Annotated in this window: 11 protein-coding genes; 8 read left to right on the plus strand and 3 right to left on the minus strand. The window is 66.7% G+C overall.

Going from position 1 to position 15,774, the window contains the following annotated elements; genetic code table 11:
• The first annotated feature begins 25 nt into the window (after positions 1–25).
• The 4 genes from greA (at position 26) to ACZ9YD_RS06430 (ending at position 4,636) form a co-directional block, all read left to right on the plus strand.
• Entirely contained in the window at positions 26–490 is a 465-nt protein-coding gene (gene greA / locus ACZ9YD_RS06415; RefSeq protein WP_465074692.1) for a transcription elongation factor GreA, read from the plus strand.
• A gap of 4 nt (positions 491–494) precedes the next feature.
• The gene (locus tag ACZ9YD_RS06420; RefSeq protein ID WP_465074287.1) at positions 495–1,448 is read left to right on the plus strand and encodes a phosphoglycerate mutase; all 954 of its coding nucleotides are present in this window, start codon (positions 495–497) and stop codon (positions 1,446–1,448) included.
• Positions 1,445–3,175, plus strand: a complete 1,731-nt coding sequence (gene recJ, locus ACZ9YD_RS06425) for a single-stranded-DNA-specific exonuclease RecJ (RefSeq protein WP_465074288.1) — start codon at positions 1,445–1,447, stop codon at positions 3,173–3,175. Before ACZ9YD_RS06420 ends, recJ begins: the two co-directional genes overlap by 4 nt.
• A gap of 120 nt (positions 3,176–3,295) precedes the next feature.
• Positions 3,296–4,636: a hypothetical protein gene (locus tag ACZ9YD_RS06430; RefSeq protein ID WP_465074289.1), complete on the plus strand. Its 1,341-nt coding sequence runs from the start codon at positions 3,296–3,298 to the stop codon at positions 4,634–4,636.
• A gap of 71 nt (positions 4,637–4,707) precedes the next feature.
• Here ACZ9YD_RS06430 and ACZ9YD_RS06435 read toward each other — a convergent pair whose 3' ends face one another.
• Positions 4,708–6,654 (minus strand): diguanylate cyclase domain-containing protein, encoded by a 1,947-nt coding sequence (locus ACZ9YD_RS06435; protein ID WP_465074290.1) that lies wholly within the window; start codon positions 6,652–6,654, stop codon positions 4,708–4,710.
• 138 nt (positions 6,655–6,792) lie between these two features.
• On the opposite strand from ACZ9YD_RS06435, the gene prfB reads away from it, so the two are divergent.
• The 4 genes from prfB (at position 6,793) to ACZ9YD_RS06455 (ending at position 12,910) form a co-directional block, all read left to right on the plus strand.
• Positions 6,793–7,921 (plus strand): peptide chain release factor 2 gene (gene prfB, locus ACZ9YD_RS06440; RefSeq protein WP_465074291.1). Its coding sequence is split into 2 segments (ribosomal slippage): positions 6,793–6,867 and positions 6,869–7,921, totalling 1,128 coding nucleotides; the frame shifts between segments, so codons are not numbered across the junction.
• Between the two features lie 89 nt (positions 7,922–8,010).
• Entirely contained in the window at positions 8,011–9,531 is a 1,521-nt protein-coding gene (gene lysS / locus ACZ9YD_RS06445) for a lysine--tRNA ligase (RefSeq protein WP_465074292.1), read from the plus strand.
• A gap of 163 nt (positions 9,532–9,694) precedes the next feature.
• Complete coding sequence (locus tag ACZ9YD_RS06450; protein ID WP_465074293.1) at positions 9,695–10,750, plus strand: HD domain-containing phosphohydrolase; 1,056 nt, start codon at positions 9,695–9,697, stop codon at positions 10,748–10,750.
• 9 nt (positions 10,751–10,759) lie between these two features.
• Complete coding sequence (locus tag ACZ9YD_RS06455; protein WP_465074294.1) at positions 10,760–12,910, plus strand: ATP-binding protein; 2,151 nt, start codon at positions 10,760–10,762, stop codon at positions 12,908–12,910.
• A 21-nt stretch (positions 12,911–12,931) separates the two neighbouring features.
• On the opposite strand, the gene ACZ9YD_RS06460 is transcribed toward ACZ9YD_RS06455, so the two are convergent.
• Both ACZ9YD_RS06460 and ACZ9YD_RS06465 read right to left on the minus strand, forming a co-directional pair.
• The gene (locus ACZ9YD_RS06460) at positions 12,932–13,846 is read right to left on the minus strand and encodes a crotonase/enoyl-CoA hydratase family protein (protein ID WP_465074295.1); all 915 of its coding nucleotides are present in this window, start codon (positions 13,844–13,846) and stop codon (positions 12,932–12,934) included.
• 167 nt (positions 13,847–14,013) lie between these two features.
• Positions 14,014–15,693, minus strand: coding sequence for a long-chain fatty acid--CoA ligase (locus tag ACZ9YD_RS06465; RefSeq protein ID WP_465074296.1), 1,680 nt, complete (start codon positions 15,691–15,693; stop codon positions 14,014–14,016).
• Between the last annotated feature and the right edge of the window lie 81 nt (positions 15,694–15,774).

Consider the following 15,774-nt stretch of genomic DNA (forward strand, 5'->3'; position numbering starts at 1 on the left):
CGGAGGCACGCCCATGCGCGCACCCATGACCCTGCGCGGCGCCCAGCGCCTGCGCGAAGAGCTCGAAGAACTGAAGTCGGTCAAGCGTCCGGCGGTGATCGAGGCGATCTCCGAAGCGCGTGCACACGGCGATCTCAAGGAGAACGCGGAGTACCACGCCGCACGCGAGCAGCAGAGCTTCATCGAAGGTCGCATCAAGCAGCTCGAAGGCGAGCTGTCGCATGCCGACCTGATCGACGTCGCCAAGCTCAATGCCGGCGACAAGGTGGTGTTCGGCGCGACGGTGGTCATCGCCGACACCGAGACCGATGAAGAGAAGCGTTATCAGATCGTCGGCGACCTCGAAGCGGACATCAAGAAGGGTCTGATCGCGATTTCCTCGCCGGTCGCCCGCGCGATGATCGGCAAGCACGAGGGCGACAGCGTCAGCATCGATGCGCCCGGCGGCTCGCGCGAGTACGACATCATCAGCGTCGAGTATCTCGGCTGAGCCGATGACGACGTTCCTGTTGCCCGCGGCCGCACGCTTCGGTGCGCAGCGCTGGCAGCAGGACGTGTCGCGCGCGTTCGGACGTGCGGACATCGCGTCGCTGGTGTCCGGCCGGCGTGCGCAGCTGGCCCGGCACATCGAACTGCCGGGCGGCACCTGGCCGCTCGCGGCCCTGTCGCGGCAGGTCGATGTCGGCGATGCCGACGCATCCGACAGCGCCTGGCTGCGCGCCGATCCCGCGTGGCTGCGACCCGACATCAATGGCGTGCGCCTGATGGCGCATGGCGACACGCTGGGCCTGACCCGCGAAGACTGCGATGCATTGCTGCCGGCGCTGCAGCCGGTATTCGGCGATGCCGGCTTCGCGCTCGATGCACCCGATCCGGCGCGCTGGTATCTACGTGTGCCGCGCGCGAGTCCCTTGCCCGAGTTCTTGGATCCGTCCGAAGCGCTGGGCACCGATCTCGCCGATCACGACGACGACAGCGCCGCGGCGCGTCGCTGGCGTGCGCTCGCGACCGAGGCGCAGATCATCCTGCACAACCATCCCTGGAACGCGCGCCGTGTCGCGGCCGGCAGGACGCCGGTCAATGCGCTGTGGTTCTGGGGTGGTGGGCCGCTGCCCGATGCGCGCGTGCACACGCGCAGTGCGCACGCGCCGGTTCACACCGACGATCCGACCTTGCATGCACTCGCCGCGAGCGCGACCACGGTCGCGTCCTTGCCGCAGGCGTTCCCGGAGTCGCGTGACGCGGCGCTGTTCGATCTGGTCGGTGAGCGCGATCTGCGCCGCCTGCAGACGGACTGGTTGCAGCCGGCAATCGCTGCATTAGTGCGCGGTCAACTGCGCACGCTGACGATCGACGACGAAGACGGCCGTGTGCTGACCCTGCGCCGCTGGCATCGTCTGCGCGTCTGGCGTCGTCCGCGCATCGCAGTGCCGGCGGCGGCGTCTTGAGCGCGCAGGCGCCGACGATCCGCCGCCGCGAGGCCGCGGTCGGCGAGGCCTGGCCGTCGAGCGTGCCGTCGCTGCTGCGGCGGATCTATGCCGCGCGTGGCGCGCACGATCTCGACGCCGCACAGCCGAAGCTCGCAGGCCTGTTGCCGCCCGATGCGCTGTCGAACATCGATGCCGCGACGGCCTTGCTGGCCGATGCCATCGCCAGCGGCGAACGCATTCTCGTCGTCGGCGATTTCGACTGCGATGGCGCGACGGCGTGCGCGGTCGCGGTGCGTGGGCTGCGCATGCTCGGCGCGCGCGACATCGTGCATGCGGTGCCCAATCGCATCACGCATGGCTACGGCCTGTCACCGGCACTGGTCGAATCGTTGGCGCCATTGGCGCCCTCGCTGCTGGTGACCGTCGATCACGGCATCGCCTGCCATGCCGGCATCCGCGCGGCGAGAGCGCTGGGCTGGCGCGTGCTGGTGACCGATCACCATCTGCCCGGGACCGAACTCCCGCCGGCCGATGCGATCGTCAATCCGAACCTGCCGGGCGATACCTTCCCGAGCAAGATGCTGGCCGGCGTCGGCGTGATCTTCTACGTGCTGATGGCGCTGCGTGCGCGGTTGCGCGGGCAGGGCGATGCACGCGCCGCGGATGCGGATCTGGGCAGCCTGCTGGATCTCGTCGCGGTCGGCACCGTTGCCGATCTGGTGCCGCTCGATGCGAACAACCGCGCGCTCGTGTCCGCGGGGCTGCGCCGCCTGCGTGCACGACGCGGCTGCGCCGGGCTCAATGCCTTGATCGAAATCGCCGGGCGCGACGCCGCGCGCCTGACCGCGGCAGACATCGGTTTCGCGGTCGGCCCAAGAATCAATGCCGCCGGCCGGCTCGAAGACATGGCGATCGGCATCGAATGCCTGCTCAGCGACGACGGCGCGCATGCGCGCGATCTCGCCGACACGCTGCACCAGATCAATGCCGAACGCCGCGCAGTGCAGCAGTCGATGCTCGACGACGCCGAGGCTGCGGTCGCCGGGCAGCCGCCGGTCGATCCGGCCAGCGCCGGTGTGTGCCTGTTCGACGCCGAGTGGCACCCGGGCGTCGTCGGTCTGGTCGCGTCGAAAATGAAGGACGCGCTGCACCGTCCGGTGATCGCGTTCGCGCCCGCCGAGCCCGACAGCGACCAGTTGCGCGGTTCGGCGCGCTCGATCCCCGGCCTGCACATACGCGACGTGCTCGCGGCGGTGGACGTGGCCCATCCCGAACTCATCGAACGTTTCGGCGGTCACGCGATGGCGGCCGGACTCACGCTGCAGCGCGATCACCTCGACGCGTTCACCGAAGCCTTCCGCGCGACGGTCGAACAGATGCTCGATCCCGCTTTGCTGCGCGCCGAGATCCTCACCGACGGCGCGTTGCGCGGCGAGGAATTCGACATCGTCCATGCCGCGCACCTGCGCGATGCCGGGCCGTGGGGGCAGGGCTTTCCCGAGCCGCAGTTCGACGGCGAGTTCGCGGTCGTCGACTGGCGTGTGGTCGGCACCCGGCATCTGAAGCTGACGCTGCGTCTCGACGGGCACCCGAAGCCGCTGTCGGCGATCCATTTCGGCGGCTGGCGCGAGATCGCGCCGTCCGCGCGCGAGCGCATCGTCTACCGGCTCGCGCCCGACGATTACCGCGGCGGCGACGCAGTGCAACTGGTCGTCGAACATCGCGAGCCGCTCGGCGCCATCTGACGCAATCGGTGCGTCACGTGCGGAATCGTGAATGCGCGTGCAGAATGGGCCGCCGCGCACGCGGTATGCCCGCGGCCGTTGCCCCCGCAACGCCGCCCACTTCTGTACAGGGAGACGTTCTTGAAGACTGTCCATACGCTGGCCCTCGCCGTGGCACTGGCCCTGGCACCCACCCTCGTCGTGCACGCTGCACCGGGTGATGCCGCCGAATCCGTGACCCTGGGCGCCGAGCGCCGGGGCGAGATCACCAGCCGGTCCAGCCTCAACCACCAGGACGGCTCGCGCAGCCAGCTCTACCGCGTCGATCTGCGCGAAGGCCAGGTGGCGTCGTTCAAGCTCGAAGGCGCATTGCGAGGCAAGCTCACCGCATTCCATGGTGGCGATCTGGTCGCGAGCTCCAACCCGAACAACGAGTCCGCCTCGCTGGTCGTGCGCGCCAAGCGCGCCGGCAGCTACACGATCGCGGTCAGCGGCGCCGACGCCAGTGCGTATGGTCCGTTCACCCTGCAGGCGTCGGCGATCGAGGCCTACAACGGCGAGACCCTGCGCGTGGGCGCCGCGATCAGCGACTGGACCGACGCCAAGCGCCAGCTGCCGCTGCGGATCGACGAAGCCGGCTTCTACACGATCGACATGATGTCCGACGATTTCGATTCCGTGCTCAAGCTCGACGGTCCGGGCGTGGCGCTGAGCAATGACGACGGCGGTGACGGCAGCAATGCGCGCATCAGCGCACGCCTCGCGCCGGGCACCTACACGCTGACGGCCGAAGGCTACGGCAGCGAGCGCATCAATGGCATGTACCAGATCCGCGTCGCCGCGCGTCCGCTGCCGGAGGGTGGCCTGCGCGAAGGCGGCGAACTGGCCGTCGGCAGCACCGTGACCGGTCTGTACGAAGGCACCGCGCACGCTTACACGTTCTCGTTGCCGGCACGCCGCGTCGTGCGCATCGACATGCGCAGCGACGAGATCGATCCGTTGATGCATCTGGCCGGCAACGGCGTGGAGAAGACCGACGACGATGGCGGCGACAGTCTCAATTCGCGCATCTCGATGCTGCTGGAGCCGGGTACTTACACGCTGCGCGCCGACACGGCCTCCGCGGGTGCGGGCCTGTACACGCTGGCGTTGGCCGCGTCGGAAGCGCCGGACAATGTCGGCGGCGGGACGCTGGCGGCGGGTCGTCCGACCGAGGCCACCTTGCTGCCCGGCATGACCGACCGCTGGACGATCAACATCCGCAGCGCCGGCGAATACGCCATCGCAATGGACTCCGACGATGTCGACAGCTACCTGCGTCTGAGCCGCGACGGCCAGGAAGTGGCGACGGATGACGATGGCGGCGGCGCCCTGAATGCACGCATCGCGCAGCGGCTCGAGTCGGGTACCTACGTCGTCGAAGCCTCGTCGATCGACGGCGACACGGGCGGCAACTACCGCATCTCGCTCGAGCGTCGCTGAGGTCCAGTGACCGGCGCCGTGCGGCGCCGGTCTGTCAGCGGGCCTGTGCACCACCCGACGCGTCGACGCGACTACGCCGGTGCGCGATCCGAGGCGGGGTCCGCCTCGGCTTCCCCGGCGCCCCAATGGATCTGCGCCCGGCTGCTGCACGCCGCCGCGGCGCCCGACGCGATCGCGGCGTCCGGGTCGCGCAGGATGTCCGCAATCGTCGCGTCCGTGACGGCATCGCTCCCCCACAGGCCAGTCCACGCCGCACGTCCACCACGCTTGGACGCGTAGAGCGCGCGGTCGGCGAGGCCGACTGCGTCCTGCCAGCCACCGTGGCTCCCTCTGTTACCTGGGAGGAACGGCCAGCAGGCGAATCCGAGCGAGATCGACAACGGCACTGTGCCTACCTCATCAATATCGAACGGTGCGCCGCCGATCGCGTTCTCCAGCCGCTCGGCGATCTCGGTTGCGGCACGCAGCTCGATGCCCGGGCACGCGACCAGAAACTCTTCGCCACCCCAGCGCGCCACCAGATCGCCTGGGCGACAGCATTCGGCCAGCCTCCCGGCGATCTGCACCAGGATGGCGTCACCGCTGGCATGCCCATAGCGGTCGTTGCACTGCTTGAAGTGATCGACATCGATCAGGAAGACCGCGTTGCGCAGCGCAGGCCGCGCAGGCAGTGGGGTGGCGCCCAGACGGCGCATGGCGGCGCCACGGTTCACCAGGCCCGTGAGTCCGTCGGCTGCGCCGAGGTGATGCAGGCGCAGGTTGACGCGACGCTGGTACCACCAGAACGCGAGCATCAGCACCGCCAGCACGATGGCGCAGATCAAGGCCGCATTGCGTAACCAACGCGTGTGCATCAGGTTCAGCGCTTCGACCTGCTGCGCCTCGCGCAGCGCGACGATCTCACGCTCGCGCTCCTGGTCCAGCAGCTTCGCCTGCAGTCCGGCCAGACTGTTGAGATTCTGCGAGCGCAGATTTCCCAGTTCCGAGCCCAGCAGTGCGTCTTGCGCAGTCAGCGCTTCCTCGAACCTGCCCATCGCGCGCAGCGCTGCGATCTTCAACTGGACCGCGTCGCGGTACTCTCTGCTCAGCTGCGCCGTTCCGACCAGCGCCATCGCCTCTTCCGCATGCGTCAGTGCGGCGGCCGGCCTGCCGTCGTCGAGTGCGAGCCGGGACATGCGCAGCAGCGTGGTGGCGGCGCCGCCCCGATCGCCCGAGCCGGACTGGAGATCGGCAATGCGCCGCAGTTCGACAATGGCGGATGCAGCGCTGCCCTCTACGAGTCGCGCGCGAATGGCGACGCTTTCGGTACGCGCGCGGCGCCCGCTGTAATCGTCGCCACCCAGTCGCGCAGCTGTATCGAAACTCGAAAGAGCGTCGTGATCCCGTCCGGCGCGAAGATGGTTCATGCCGCGGTTGTAGTGCAGCAGGAGCGTCTGGTTCTTGGGCAGATTCGAACCAGTGATGATCTGGTCAGCCTGCTGATAGAACTGTTCGGCCGTGTCGTAGGACTCAAGTTCTTCGCTGTAGATGCTGCCGACATTCATCAGCATCACGGACTGGGCTTCGAGGGATTCGTCGAGTTGCGCCGCTTCGTAAGCCCGGACATAGAGATCCAGCGCGCGCGGGATGACACCGACGATATGCAGGGTCGCGCCGGCGTTGGACAACGCGCGCAACAGGAACGCGGGCGGCATGGGATGGGCCTGCAACAGCGCTTCGATGCGATCGACCGATGCGCTCGCGCGCTTGCTGTCACCGAGCAACGCCGCGGCACGGCCGAGACAGCTCTGCAGCTTCATCTCTTCGTCGTGCGCCATCGGGCCGCGCGCAAGCACAGCATCGGCGAGCTGCAGCGCGGCCGCCGGCTCTTGCTGTCGCAGTTCGAAACAGCGGTCGATATCGGCGGCGGCCGACAGCGCAGGTGCAGGCGTCACCGCCGAAACCGGCGCGAGAGCGGTCAGCGCGACGCCCGCCAGCGCGGCGGCCAGCCAGAACATCCGTCTTGCGCGTGTGGTCATGAGGTCGCGTCGTCCTGCCAGAGTCCCCGATGGCAAGCGGCAAGTCTAACCAGAATCGTCATCCTTCAGGCCCGGCTGCGGCGCGCGGCATGAGCGAGGACTTGTTAGAATCCCCGGTTTTCCGCGGTTCTCATTCCCATGCTTGAACTCAATCCCGTTCGCCAGCGCATCGTCGACCTTCGCGGTCGGCTGGATGCGCTCAGGGGGTTTCTTTGACTACGACGCCCGTCGCGAGCGTCTAGAGGAAGTCGAGCGCGAGCTCGAAGACCCGACCATCTGGAACGATCCCGAGCGCGCACAGGCGCTGGGACGCGAGCGCTCGACGCTCGACAAGACCGTCAACGGTATCCGCAATCTGACCGAAGGTCTGGAAGGCGCGAACGAACTGCTGGAACTGGCCGAGTCCGAGCAGGATGAAGACACGGCGCAGGCGGTGGTCGACGATGTCGAAGGCTTCGCCGTCGAGGTCGACAAGCTGGAATTCCAGCGGATGTTCTCCGGTGAGCTCGATTCGGCGAACTGCTTCGTCGACATCCAGGCCGGCGCCGGTGGCACCGAGGCCCAGGACTGGGCCGAAATGATGTTGCGCATGTATCTGCGCTGGGCCGAGACCCGCGGCTGGAAGACCGAGCTGATGGAAGTGTCCGGCGGCGAAGTCGCGGGCATCAAGTCGGCGACCGTGCGCGTCGAGGGCGAGTTCGCCTACGGCTGGCTGAAGACCGAGATCGGCGTACACCGTCTGGTGCGCAAGTCGCCGTTCGATTCCGACAACCGCCGCCATACGAGCTTCACCTCGGTGTTCGTATCGCCGGAAGTCGACGACAACATCGAGATCGACATCAATCCGGCCGATCTGCGCACCGACGTCTACCGCTCCTCCGGCGCCGGTGGTCAGCACGTCAACAAGACCGAGTCCGCGGTGCGCATCACCCACATTCCGACCAATACCGTGGTTGCCTGCCAGACCGGGCGCAGCCAGCACCAGAACCGCGACAACGCGATGAAGATGCTGGCCGCGAAGCTCTACGAGCTGGAAGTGCAGAAGCGCAACGTCGAGCGCGATGCGCTGGAAGCCACCAAGTCCGACATCGGCTGGGGCAGCCAGATCCGCAACTATGTGCTCGACCAGAGCCGCATCAAGGATCTGCGCACGGGCGTGGAGCGCAGCGACACGCAGAAGGTGCTCGACGGCGATCTCGACGAGTTCGTCGAAGCCAGCCTGAAATCGGGCCTGGCGGCGGGTTCCAAACGGACCGACGCCGTCTGATCGATGCTTTCCGCCGACACGTCGTGTCGGCTCGGTGCGACCGGCCCCGGTCGCGCGTGAACCCTTTCGCACACACACGAACCGCACCCATGACCGACGCCCCCGCACCGCAGACGCCCGCCGACGAGAATGCCCTGATCGCCGAGCGTCGCGCCAAACTGGCCGCGCTGCGCGGGCAGGGCGTGGCGTTCCCGAACGACTTCCGTCGCCGCGATGAGGCCGGCGCGCTGCAGATCTCGCACGGCGACGCCGAACGCTGGACCGGCGAAGCGCTGGAGGCCGAGGGCGTGCAGGTCGCCGTCGCCGGCCGGCTGATGGCCAAGCGCATCATGGGCAAGGCCGCGTTCGCGCAGATCCAGGACGTCAGTGGCCGCATCCAGCTGTTCCTGCAGTCGGCGACGCTCGGCGAGCGCTACGACGCGTTCAAGGGCTGGGACGTCGGCGACATCGTCGCGGCCGAAGGCACGCTGATGCGCACCAAGACCGGCGAGCTGTCGGTCAAGGCCTCGTCGCTGCGCTTGCTGACCAAGTCGCTGCGTCCGTTGCCGGACAAGTGGCACGGCCTGAGCGATGTAGAGCAGCGGTATCGCCAGCGCTACGTCGATCTGATCGTCTCGCCCGATGCACGCGCGGTGTTCGTCAAACGGTCGCGCATCATCGGCGCGATCCGCCAGTGGCTCGACACGCGCGACTTCCTCGAAGTCGAGACGCCGATGATGCATTACATCGCCGGCGGCGCTGCGGCCAAGCCGTTCACCACGCATCACAACGCGCTGGATCTCGACCTGTTCCTGCGCGTTGCGCCGGAGCTCTATCTCAAGCGCCTGGTCGTCGGCGGCTTCGAGCGCGTCTACGAGATCAACCGCAACTTCCGCAACGAGGGTGTGTCGACGCGGCACAACCCCGAGTTCACGATGCTCGAGCTCTACGAGGCCTACGTGGCCTACGAAGAGGTCATGGATCTGACCGAAACCCTGATCCGTGATGTCGCTGCGCAGGCAGTCGGCACCACGGCACTGGAATGGGACGGCAATGCGATCGATGTCGGCCCGGCCTTCCGTCGCTGGAAGCTCGAAGAAGCGGTGCGCGAACTCAACCCGGAGATCAGCGTCGCCGACTGTCGCGATCGTGAAGCACTGGCCGCGCATTGCGCGCGTCTGGGCGTGCATGCAAAGGCCGGCTATGGCTGGGGCAAGCTGTTGCTGGAAATTTTCGAAAAGACCGTCGAGACCGGTCTGATCCAGCCGACCTTCATCACCCATTACCCGGTCGAGGTCTCGCCGCTGGCACGCGAGTCGGACGCCGAGGCGGGCATCACCGACCGCTTCGAACTGTTCATCGGCGGCAAGGAGATCGCCAACGGCTTCTCCGAGCTCAACGATCCCGAAGACCAGGCCGCGCGCTTCCGCGCCCAGGTCGACGCCCGCGATGGCGGCGACGACGAGGCCATGCATTACGACGCCGATTACATCCGTGCACTCGAAGTCGGCCTGCCGCCCACCGGTGGCCTCGGCGTCGGCATCGACCGGCTGGTCATGCTGCTGACCGGCTCCTCGTCGATCCGCGACGTGCTGCTGTTCCCGTACATGCGCCCGCAGACAGACGTCTGAGGTCAGTTGCTGCCGTCCGGCGGCAGCCGCTCTGGCCGTTGTCACCATCGGGCGAGGCCCGGTTGGCGGGTAGGGGTTTCCCTCCGGCTGGCGCGGGACTTGCTTCTGAGGGAGATGGCCCGCGATGATGCGGGTCAGCGGAAGCCGTGAGGAGACCAGCAGCATGAACATCGTCATCGTCGATGATCAGACGTCCGCCAGGACGATGCTGCGTCATATCCTCGAGGACATCAGCCCGGAGCTCGAAGTCTTCGACTTCGGCGACCCCGAGCACGCGCTGCGCTGGTGCGACGATCACCGCCCTGATCTGGTGCTGCTCGACTACCGCATGCCGGTCGTCGACGGCCTGGAGTTCGCGCGGCGCTTCCGTCGTCCGCTGATGCATCGCGACGTGCCGATCGTGCTGGTCACCGTGGTCGGTGACGAGCCGATCCGCCAGGCTGCCCTGGAGGCAGGCGTCATCGATTTTCTGGTCAAGCCCGTGCGGCCGCGCGAACTGCGTGCGCGCTGTCGCAATCTGCTGCAGCTGCGCCAGCAGTCCGAGTCGGTCAAGCAGCGGGCGCTGTCGCTGGAGCAACGGCTTCTCAAGAGCATGCACGAGGTCGAGGAGCGCGAACGCGAGACCCTGACACGGCTTGCGCGCGCGATCGCGTACCGCGACGCCAGCACCAGCGCCAATCTGGAGCGCGTAGCGGCCGTCGCCGGCATGGTCGCCGAAGCGATGGGCCTGTTCGAGGACGAAGTGCGGATGATCGAACTCGCCGCGCCGCTGCACGACATCGGCAAGATCGCGATCCCCGATGCGATCCTGATGAAGCCCGGCCCGCTGACCGCCGAGGAAACGCTGGAGATGCGCCAGCATCCGCAGATCGGCTATGAGCTGCTGAGCAACAGCCAGAACCGTTTCATCCAGCTCAGTGCGCTGATCGCGTTGCGTCATCAGGAACGTTTTGATGGCACGGGCTATCCCGACGGTCTGGCCGGCGAGCAGATTCCGCTGGAAGCGCGCATTGTCGCGATCGCCGACGTGTTCGACGCGCTGATGTCCAAGCGCCCGTACAAGCGCGCCTGGTCGATCGAGGAAGCGCTGGCCTACATCGGCGAGAACAGCGGCCGCCACTTCGACCCCCGCTGCGTCGAAGCGATGCTGTCGAACGTGTCGCGCCTGCAGCACATCTGCGCCCATTTCGGTGAACGGCCCGTCGGGCCGTTGCAGTAGTTGTCCACGATGAATGCCGCCTTCGGCTGGCTGCGCGCGCGTCTGTCGGACCGGCACGACAGCGAGCACGGCCAGGCCACCGTGCGCCTGGTGATGCTGGTCGTCATCTACGCCTATCTGCAGATGTTCGTCGGCGGCAAGCCGGACGTCGCGCGCGCACTGTGGCTGTCGGAGGCGTATCTCGCTATCGAATACGCGGTCGCGCTCGGAATTTTCGTCTGGCTGGTGTGGCGACCGGGCGTGTCGCATCCACGTCGTGTACTGGGCATGGTTGCCGACTACAGCCTGATGGGCGTCGGGCTGTTCCTGCTCGGCGACCTGCTGGCCTGGCTGTACGTGGTCATCATGTGGGTCACCGTCGGCAACGGCTTGCGTTTCGGACCCCGGTATCTGTATGCCGCGATCGGGTTCGCGGTCGTGACCTTCGGTACCGCGATCGCGATCACGCCGTACTGGCAGCAGAACCTGTCGCTGGCGCTCGGTCTGCTGGGCGGCCTGGTCGCCGTGCCGCTGTATCTAAGCTCGCTGCTGCGCGCGCTCACCGAGGCCACGCGCGCGGCCAAGGCGGCCAGCGAGGCCAAGAGCAGGTTCCTGGCCAATATGAGCCACGAATTCCGCACCCCGCTCAACGGCATCATCGGCATGTCGGACCTGCTGGTGACCACGCCCCTGACCGCGGAGCAGCGCGACAGCGCGCATGTGATCCAGACCTCGGCCAAGGCGCTGCAGGTGCTGGTCGACGATGTGCTCGACATCTTCAAGATCGAGGCCGGCAAGTTCCGCAGCAGCCACGCCGACTTCTCGCTGCCCGAGCTGGTGCGCGGCATCCAGGTGATGCTGATGCCCAGCGCGCTCGCCAAGGGCCTGCAGTTCGAGGCGAAGGTCGCGGACGGCGTGCCCACGCTGCTGCATGGCGACAGCAACCAGCTGCGCCAGGTGCTGGTGAATCTGCTGTCGAACGCGATCAAGTTCACCGATCAGGGCAAGGTCACGCTGGCCATCGATGCGGTGGCAGGCGAGCAGGCGCCGGCGCGCGTGCAGCTGCGCTTCTCGGTGCGCGACACCGGCATCGGCATCGCGCCTGAGGCGCTGACCGGCATCTTCGATGCGTTCGAACAGGTCGAAACGGGACTGGGGCGTCGTTTCGGCGGCACCGGTCTGGGCACAACGATCGCCAAGGGCCTGACCGAGCAGATGGGCGGTCAGATCCACGTCGAAAGTCGCGTGGGTGAGGGCTCGCATTTCTGGATCGAGATTCCGCTGGGCGTGGTCGAGCGCGACCACGCGGCGCCGGCCTCGATCAGCAACGTCATTCCGTTCGACGATCCGTTCGTGCGGCACCGCGCACGCGTCGAACCGATGCGCATCCTCGTCGCCGACGACCAACCGGCCAATCGCATGGTGCTGCGACGCCTGCTCGAGAAGGCCGGCCATCGCCCGCATGTCGTCGATGATGGCGACGAGGTGTTGATGGCGCTCGAAGCGCAGACCTTCGATGCGGTGATCACCGACCTGCACATGCCGGGCGCGGATGGTCTGGACATCATCCGGCAGACACGGTTCATGGAAGCGGGCAGCGGGCGCCGCACACCGTTCATCGTGCTGACGGCCGATGCGACCGCCGAAGCGCGCGAGGCCTGCATGCGCGCCGGCGCGATGGCCTACCTGACCAAGCCGATCGTCATCGAGCGCATGCTCGAGAAGCTCGCAGAAATCGCGCTGGGCAGCACTGCCGCGCCGGTGGCGCCAGCAGCGCCGAAGATCGTGGCCCGTGAGGCCGATGGCAGCGTGATCTCCCAGCACATCCTCGACGAACTCCGCGAGATGGGCTTGGGCGAACCCTTCGTGCAACGCTTCCTCGGCGAGTGCACGCGCGATGCGCGTAAATGCCTCGTGGATTTCGAGGCGTCGGCGCGCGTCGGCAGCTGGGATGCCGCGCGCGATGCCTGCCACGCACTCAAGGGCGCGGCCGGCAATATGGGCGCGGTGCGCCTGGCCGAGACCGCGTCGACCGGCATGCGCATGCGCGCAGAACAGCTCCTCGAGGAATGGAGCGGCCTGCTGCAGACGCTGGACCAGCAGCTCGACCAGGCACTCGTCGCATTACATGACCGTGGCGACCTGCCGCGTGCCGGCATGCCCGGGTCCGAGAAAGCCTAACCCGGGCTTTGCGTCTGGCGATCAGCCGACGTCAGCCGCCTTCTCGTCGTTCGCCGTGTCCGGCCTGCGCAGCTGCGCGCGTACCAGTCGCTCCATCGTGCGCAGCTGGCGATCGCCGAGCTGCAGCGCGGTATCCACCCAGATGTGGGTGATGCGCATCAGTTCCTCATGCGTCACCGGGTGTGCGCCTTCGCGCACCTCGTGCAGCGCCAGGCGCGCAGCAGCGATACGGCGGTTCTGACGGATCACCTCGTGCACCGCGCGCGTGCCTTCGCCCTTGGGCACCAGCACGTCGACGATGCCCATCTTGTGGAGTTCGTCGCTGCTGTACATCACACCGTTGAGCATCATCGCTTCGGCGACCTTCGGACTGACTTTCTGCGCAAGCATCGAGTAGGCGCCCATGCCGGGGAACAGGCCGAACAGAACTTCCGGAAAGCCCATCTGTACGCCGCTCTCGGCGACGATGGTCTGGCAGGCCAGCGCCAGCTCAAAGCCACCGCCGAGCGCATCGCCTTCGACCAGCGCCACCGTGTGTGCATTGCGGTGCAGGCGAGTGTGCAGCAGATGGATGTTGTCGACGCATTCGGTCGCGTAACGCAGCAGGCCATCACGATTGCGATCGCGGATCAACGATGCGAACAGCTTGAGGTCGCCACCGAGGTTGAACACGTGACTGTCGGCGCCGAGCACGATGTGCGAAACGTGGGCCGGCTCCGCTTCGGCGCGGCTCGAGATCCGGTCGATCGTCTGCTGCGCGAACAGGCGTAGTTCGCGGAGCAGGGCGGGGGAGAAACAGGCCCGATAGTTGCGATCGGAAAACGCCTGCTGCGCATGCATGAAGCACCAATGGGAGTCATTGGACGCGTCATGTTCGATACGGATGGTGGACAGTGCGGCGGTTGCGTCACCGTGCAGCAGCTCGACGTTGTGCATTGAAATCCCCTGAAGCGGACTTCCCACCGGTCGGGCGCCCGGCGGGCGTCCTGATAAAAGTTTTTCGCCCGATCCGGGCTTCTATGCGCGCATCCGGCGACAAGGGCAAGGATTTCAACGCGCTAAAAGCTGAATGCCAAAGCGGTCACCCGGATTTGGGAACTTCATCACACTTTTGGCGCTTCGTCTCGCAGCTCGCGGCGGAGGATCTTGCCCACGTTGGTCTTGGGCAGCTCGGTGCGGAACTCGACAATGCGCGGATGCTTGTAACCGGTCAGATGTTCGCGCGCGTGCGCCTTGACCTGCTCGGCGGTCAGTGACGGGTCCTTGCGCACGATGACCACTTTCACCGCTTCACCCGACTTGTCGTCGGGCACACCGATCGCGGCGACTTCGAGCACGCCGGGCATCATCGCGATGACATCCTCGACCTCGTTCGGATACACGTTGAAACCCGACACCAGAATCATGTCTTTCTTGCGATCGACGATGTAGAAAAAACCCTTCTCGTCCATCTTTGCCATGTCGCCGGTGTGCAGCCAGCCGTCGGCGTCGATCGCCTCGGCGGTGTCCTCGGCGCGCTGCCAGTAGCCCTTCATCACCTGCGGGCCGCGGATACACAGTTCGCCGACTTCACCAACCGGCAACTGCGCGCCGTCTTCGCCCTTGACGCAGGCTTCGGTCGACGGCACCGGCAAGCCGATCGCGCCGTTGTACTCGGCCAGATCCATTGGATTGATGCAGGCCGCGGGCGAGGTTTCGGTCAGGCCGTACGCCTCGACGAGCGTCACCCCGGTGGTCTGCTTCCAGCGTTCGGCGACCGAGCGCTGCACGGCCATGCCGCCACCGAGGGTGAGCCGAAGCGGGCTGAAGTCGATGTCGGAAAAACCGGGCGTGTTGAGCAGGCCATTGAAGAGCGTATTGACGCCGGTGATGGCGGTGAAGGGCTCGCGCTTGAGCTCCTTGACGAACCCGGGCATATCGCGCGGATTGGTGATCAGGATGTTCTTCGCGCCCAGACGCATGAAGACCAGGCCGTTCGCCGTCAACGCGAAGATGTGATACAGCGGCAGCGCCGTGATGATCGTCTCCTGGCCTTCGCGCGCCAGCGGTCCGATCCAGGCCGAAGCCTGCTGCATGTTCGCGACCAGATTGCGGTGCGTGAGCATCGCGCCCTTGGCCACGCCAGTGGTGCCGCCGGTGTACTGCAGGAACGCGATGTCGTCGTGGGTGATCGACACCTTCGGTAGTTCGTGCTTCGCGCCCGCCGCGATCGCATCACGGAATCGCACCGCGCCGCGGATGGCATAATCGGGCACCATCTTCTTGACGTGCTTGAGCACGAAATTGACGATCGCGCCCTTCGGGAAACCGAGCAGATCGCCGAGGCCCGTGGTGATGACCTGCTTGACCTGGGTATCGGCGAGCACGTCCTGCACGGTCTTGCCGAAGTTGTCCATCACCAGCACGGCAGCGGCGCCGGAGTCGACCAGCTGATGGCGCAGCTCGCGCGGCGTGTACATCGGGTTGGTGTTCACCACCGTCAGGCCCGCGCGCAGGATGCCGAACGTCGCGATCGGATACTGCAGACAGTTCGGCATCATGATCGCGACACGATCGCCCTTCTTGAGCTTGAGGTCGCCGAGCAGGTAGGCGGCGAAGTCGCGGCTGCGCGCGTCCAGTTCGCCGTAGGTGATCGTCTGTCCCATGTTCGAGAACGCGGGCCGGTCGCGGAACTTCGCGATGGCCTCGTCCAGAACCGCCGGCACCGAGCGGTACTGCCCGGGATCGATTTCCGCAGGCACGCCTGCAGGATAGTTCGCCAGCCACGGACGTTGATCGGTCATGCAATCCTCTCCCTGATTGAAGGCCGTCACTCGAACTGGTGACCGTACCTGTGCAATTCGTTCGATTGGAGCATAGGCTCT

This window comes from Luteimonas sp. AC640a, from assembly GCF_979256585.1.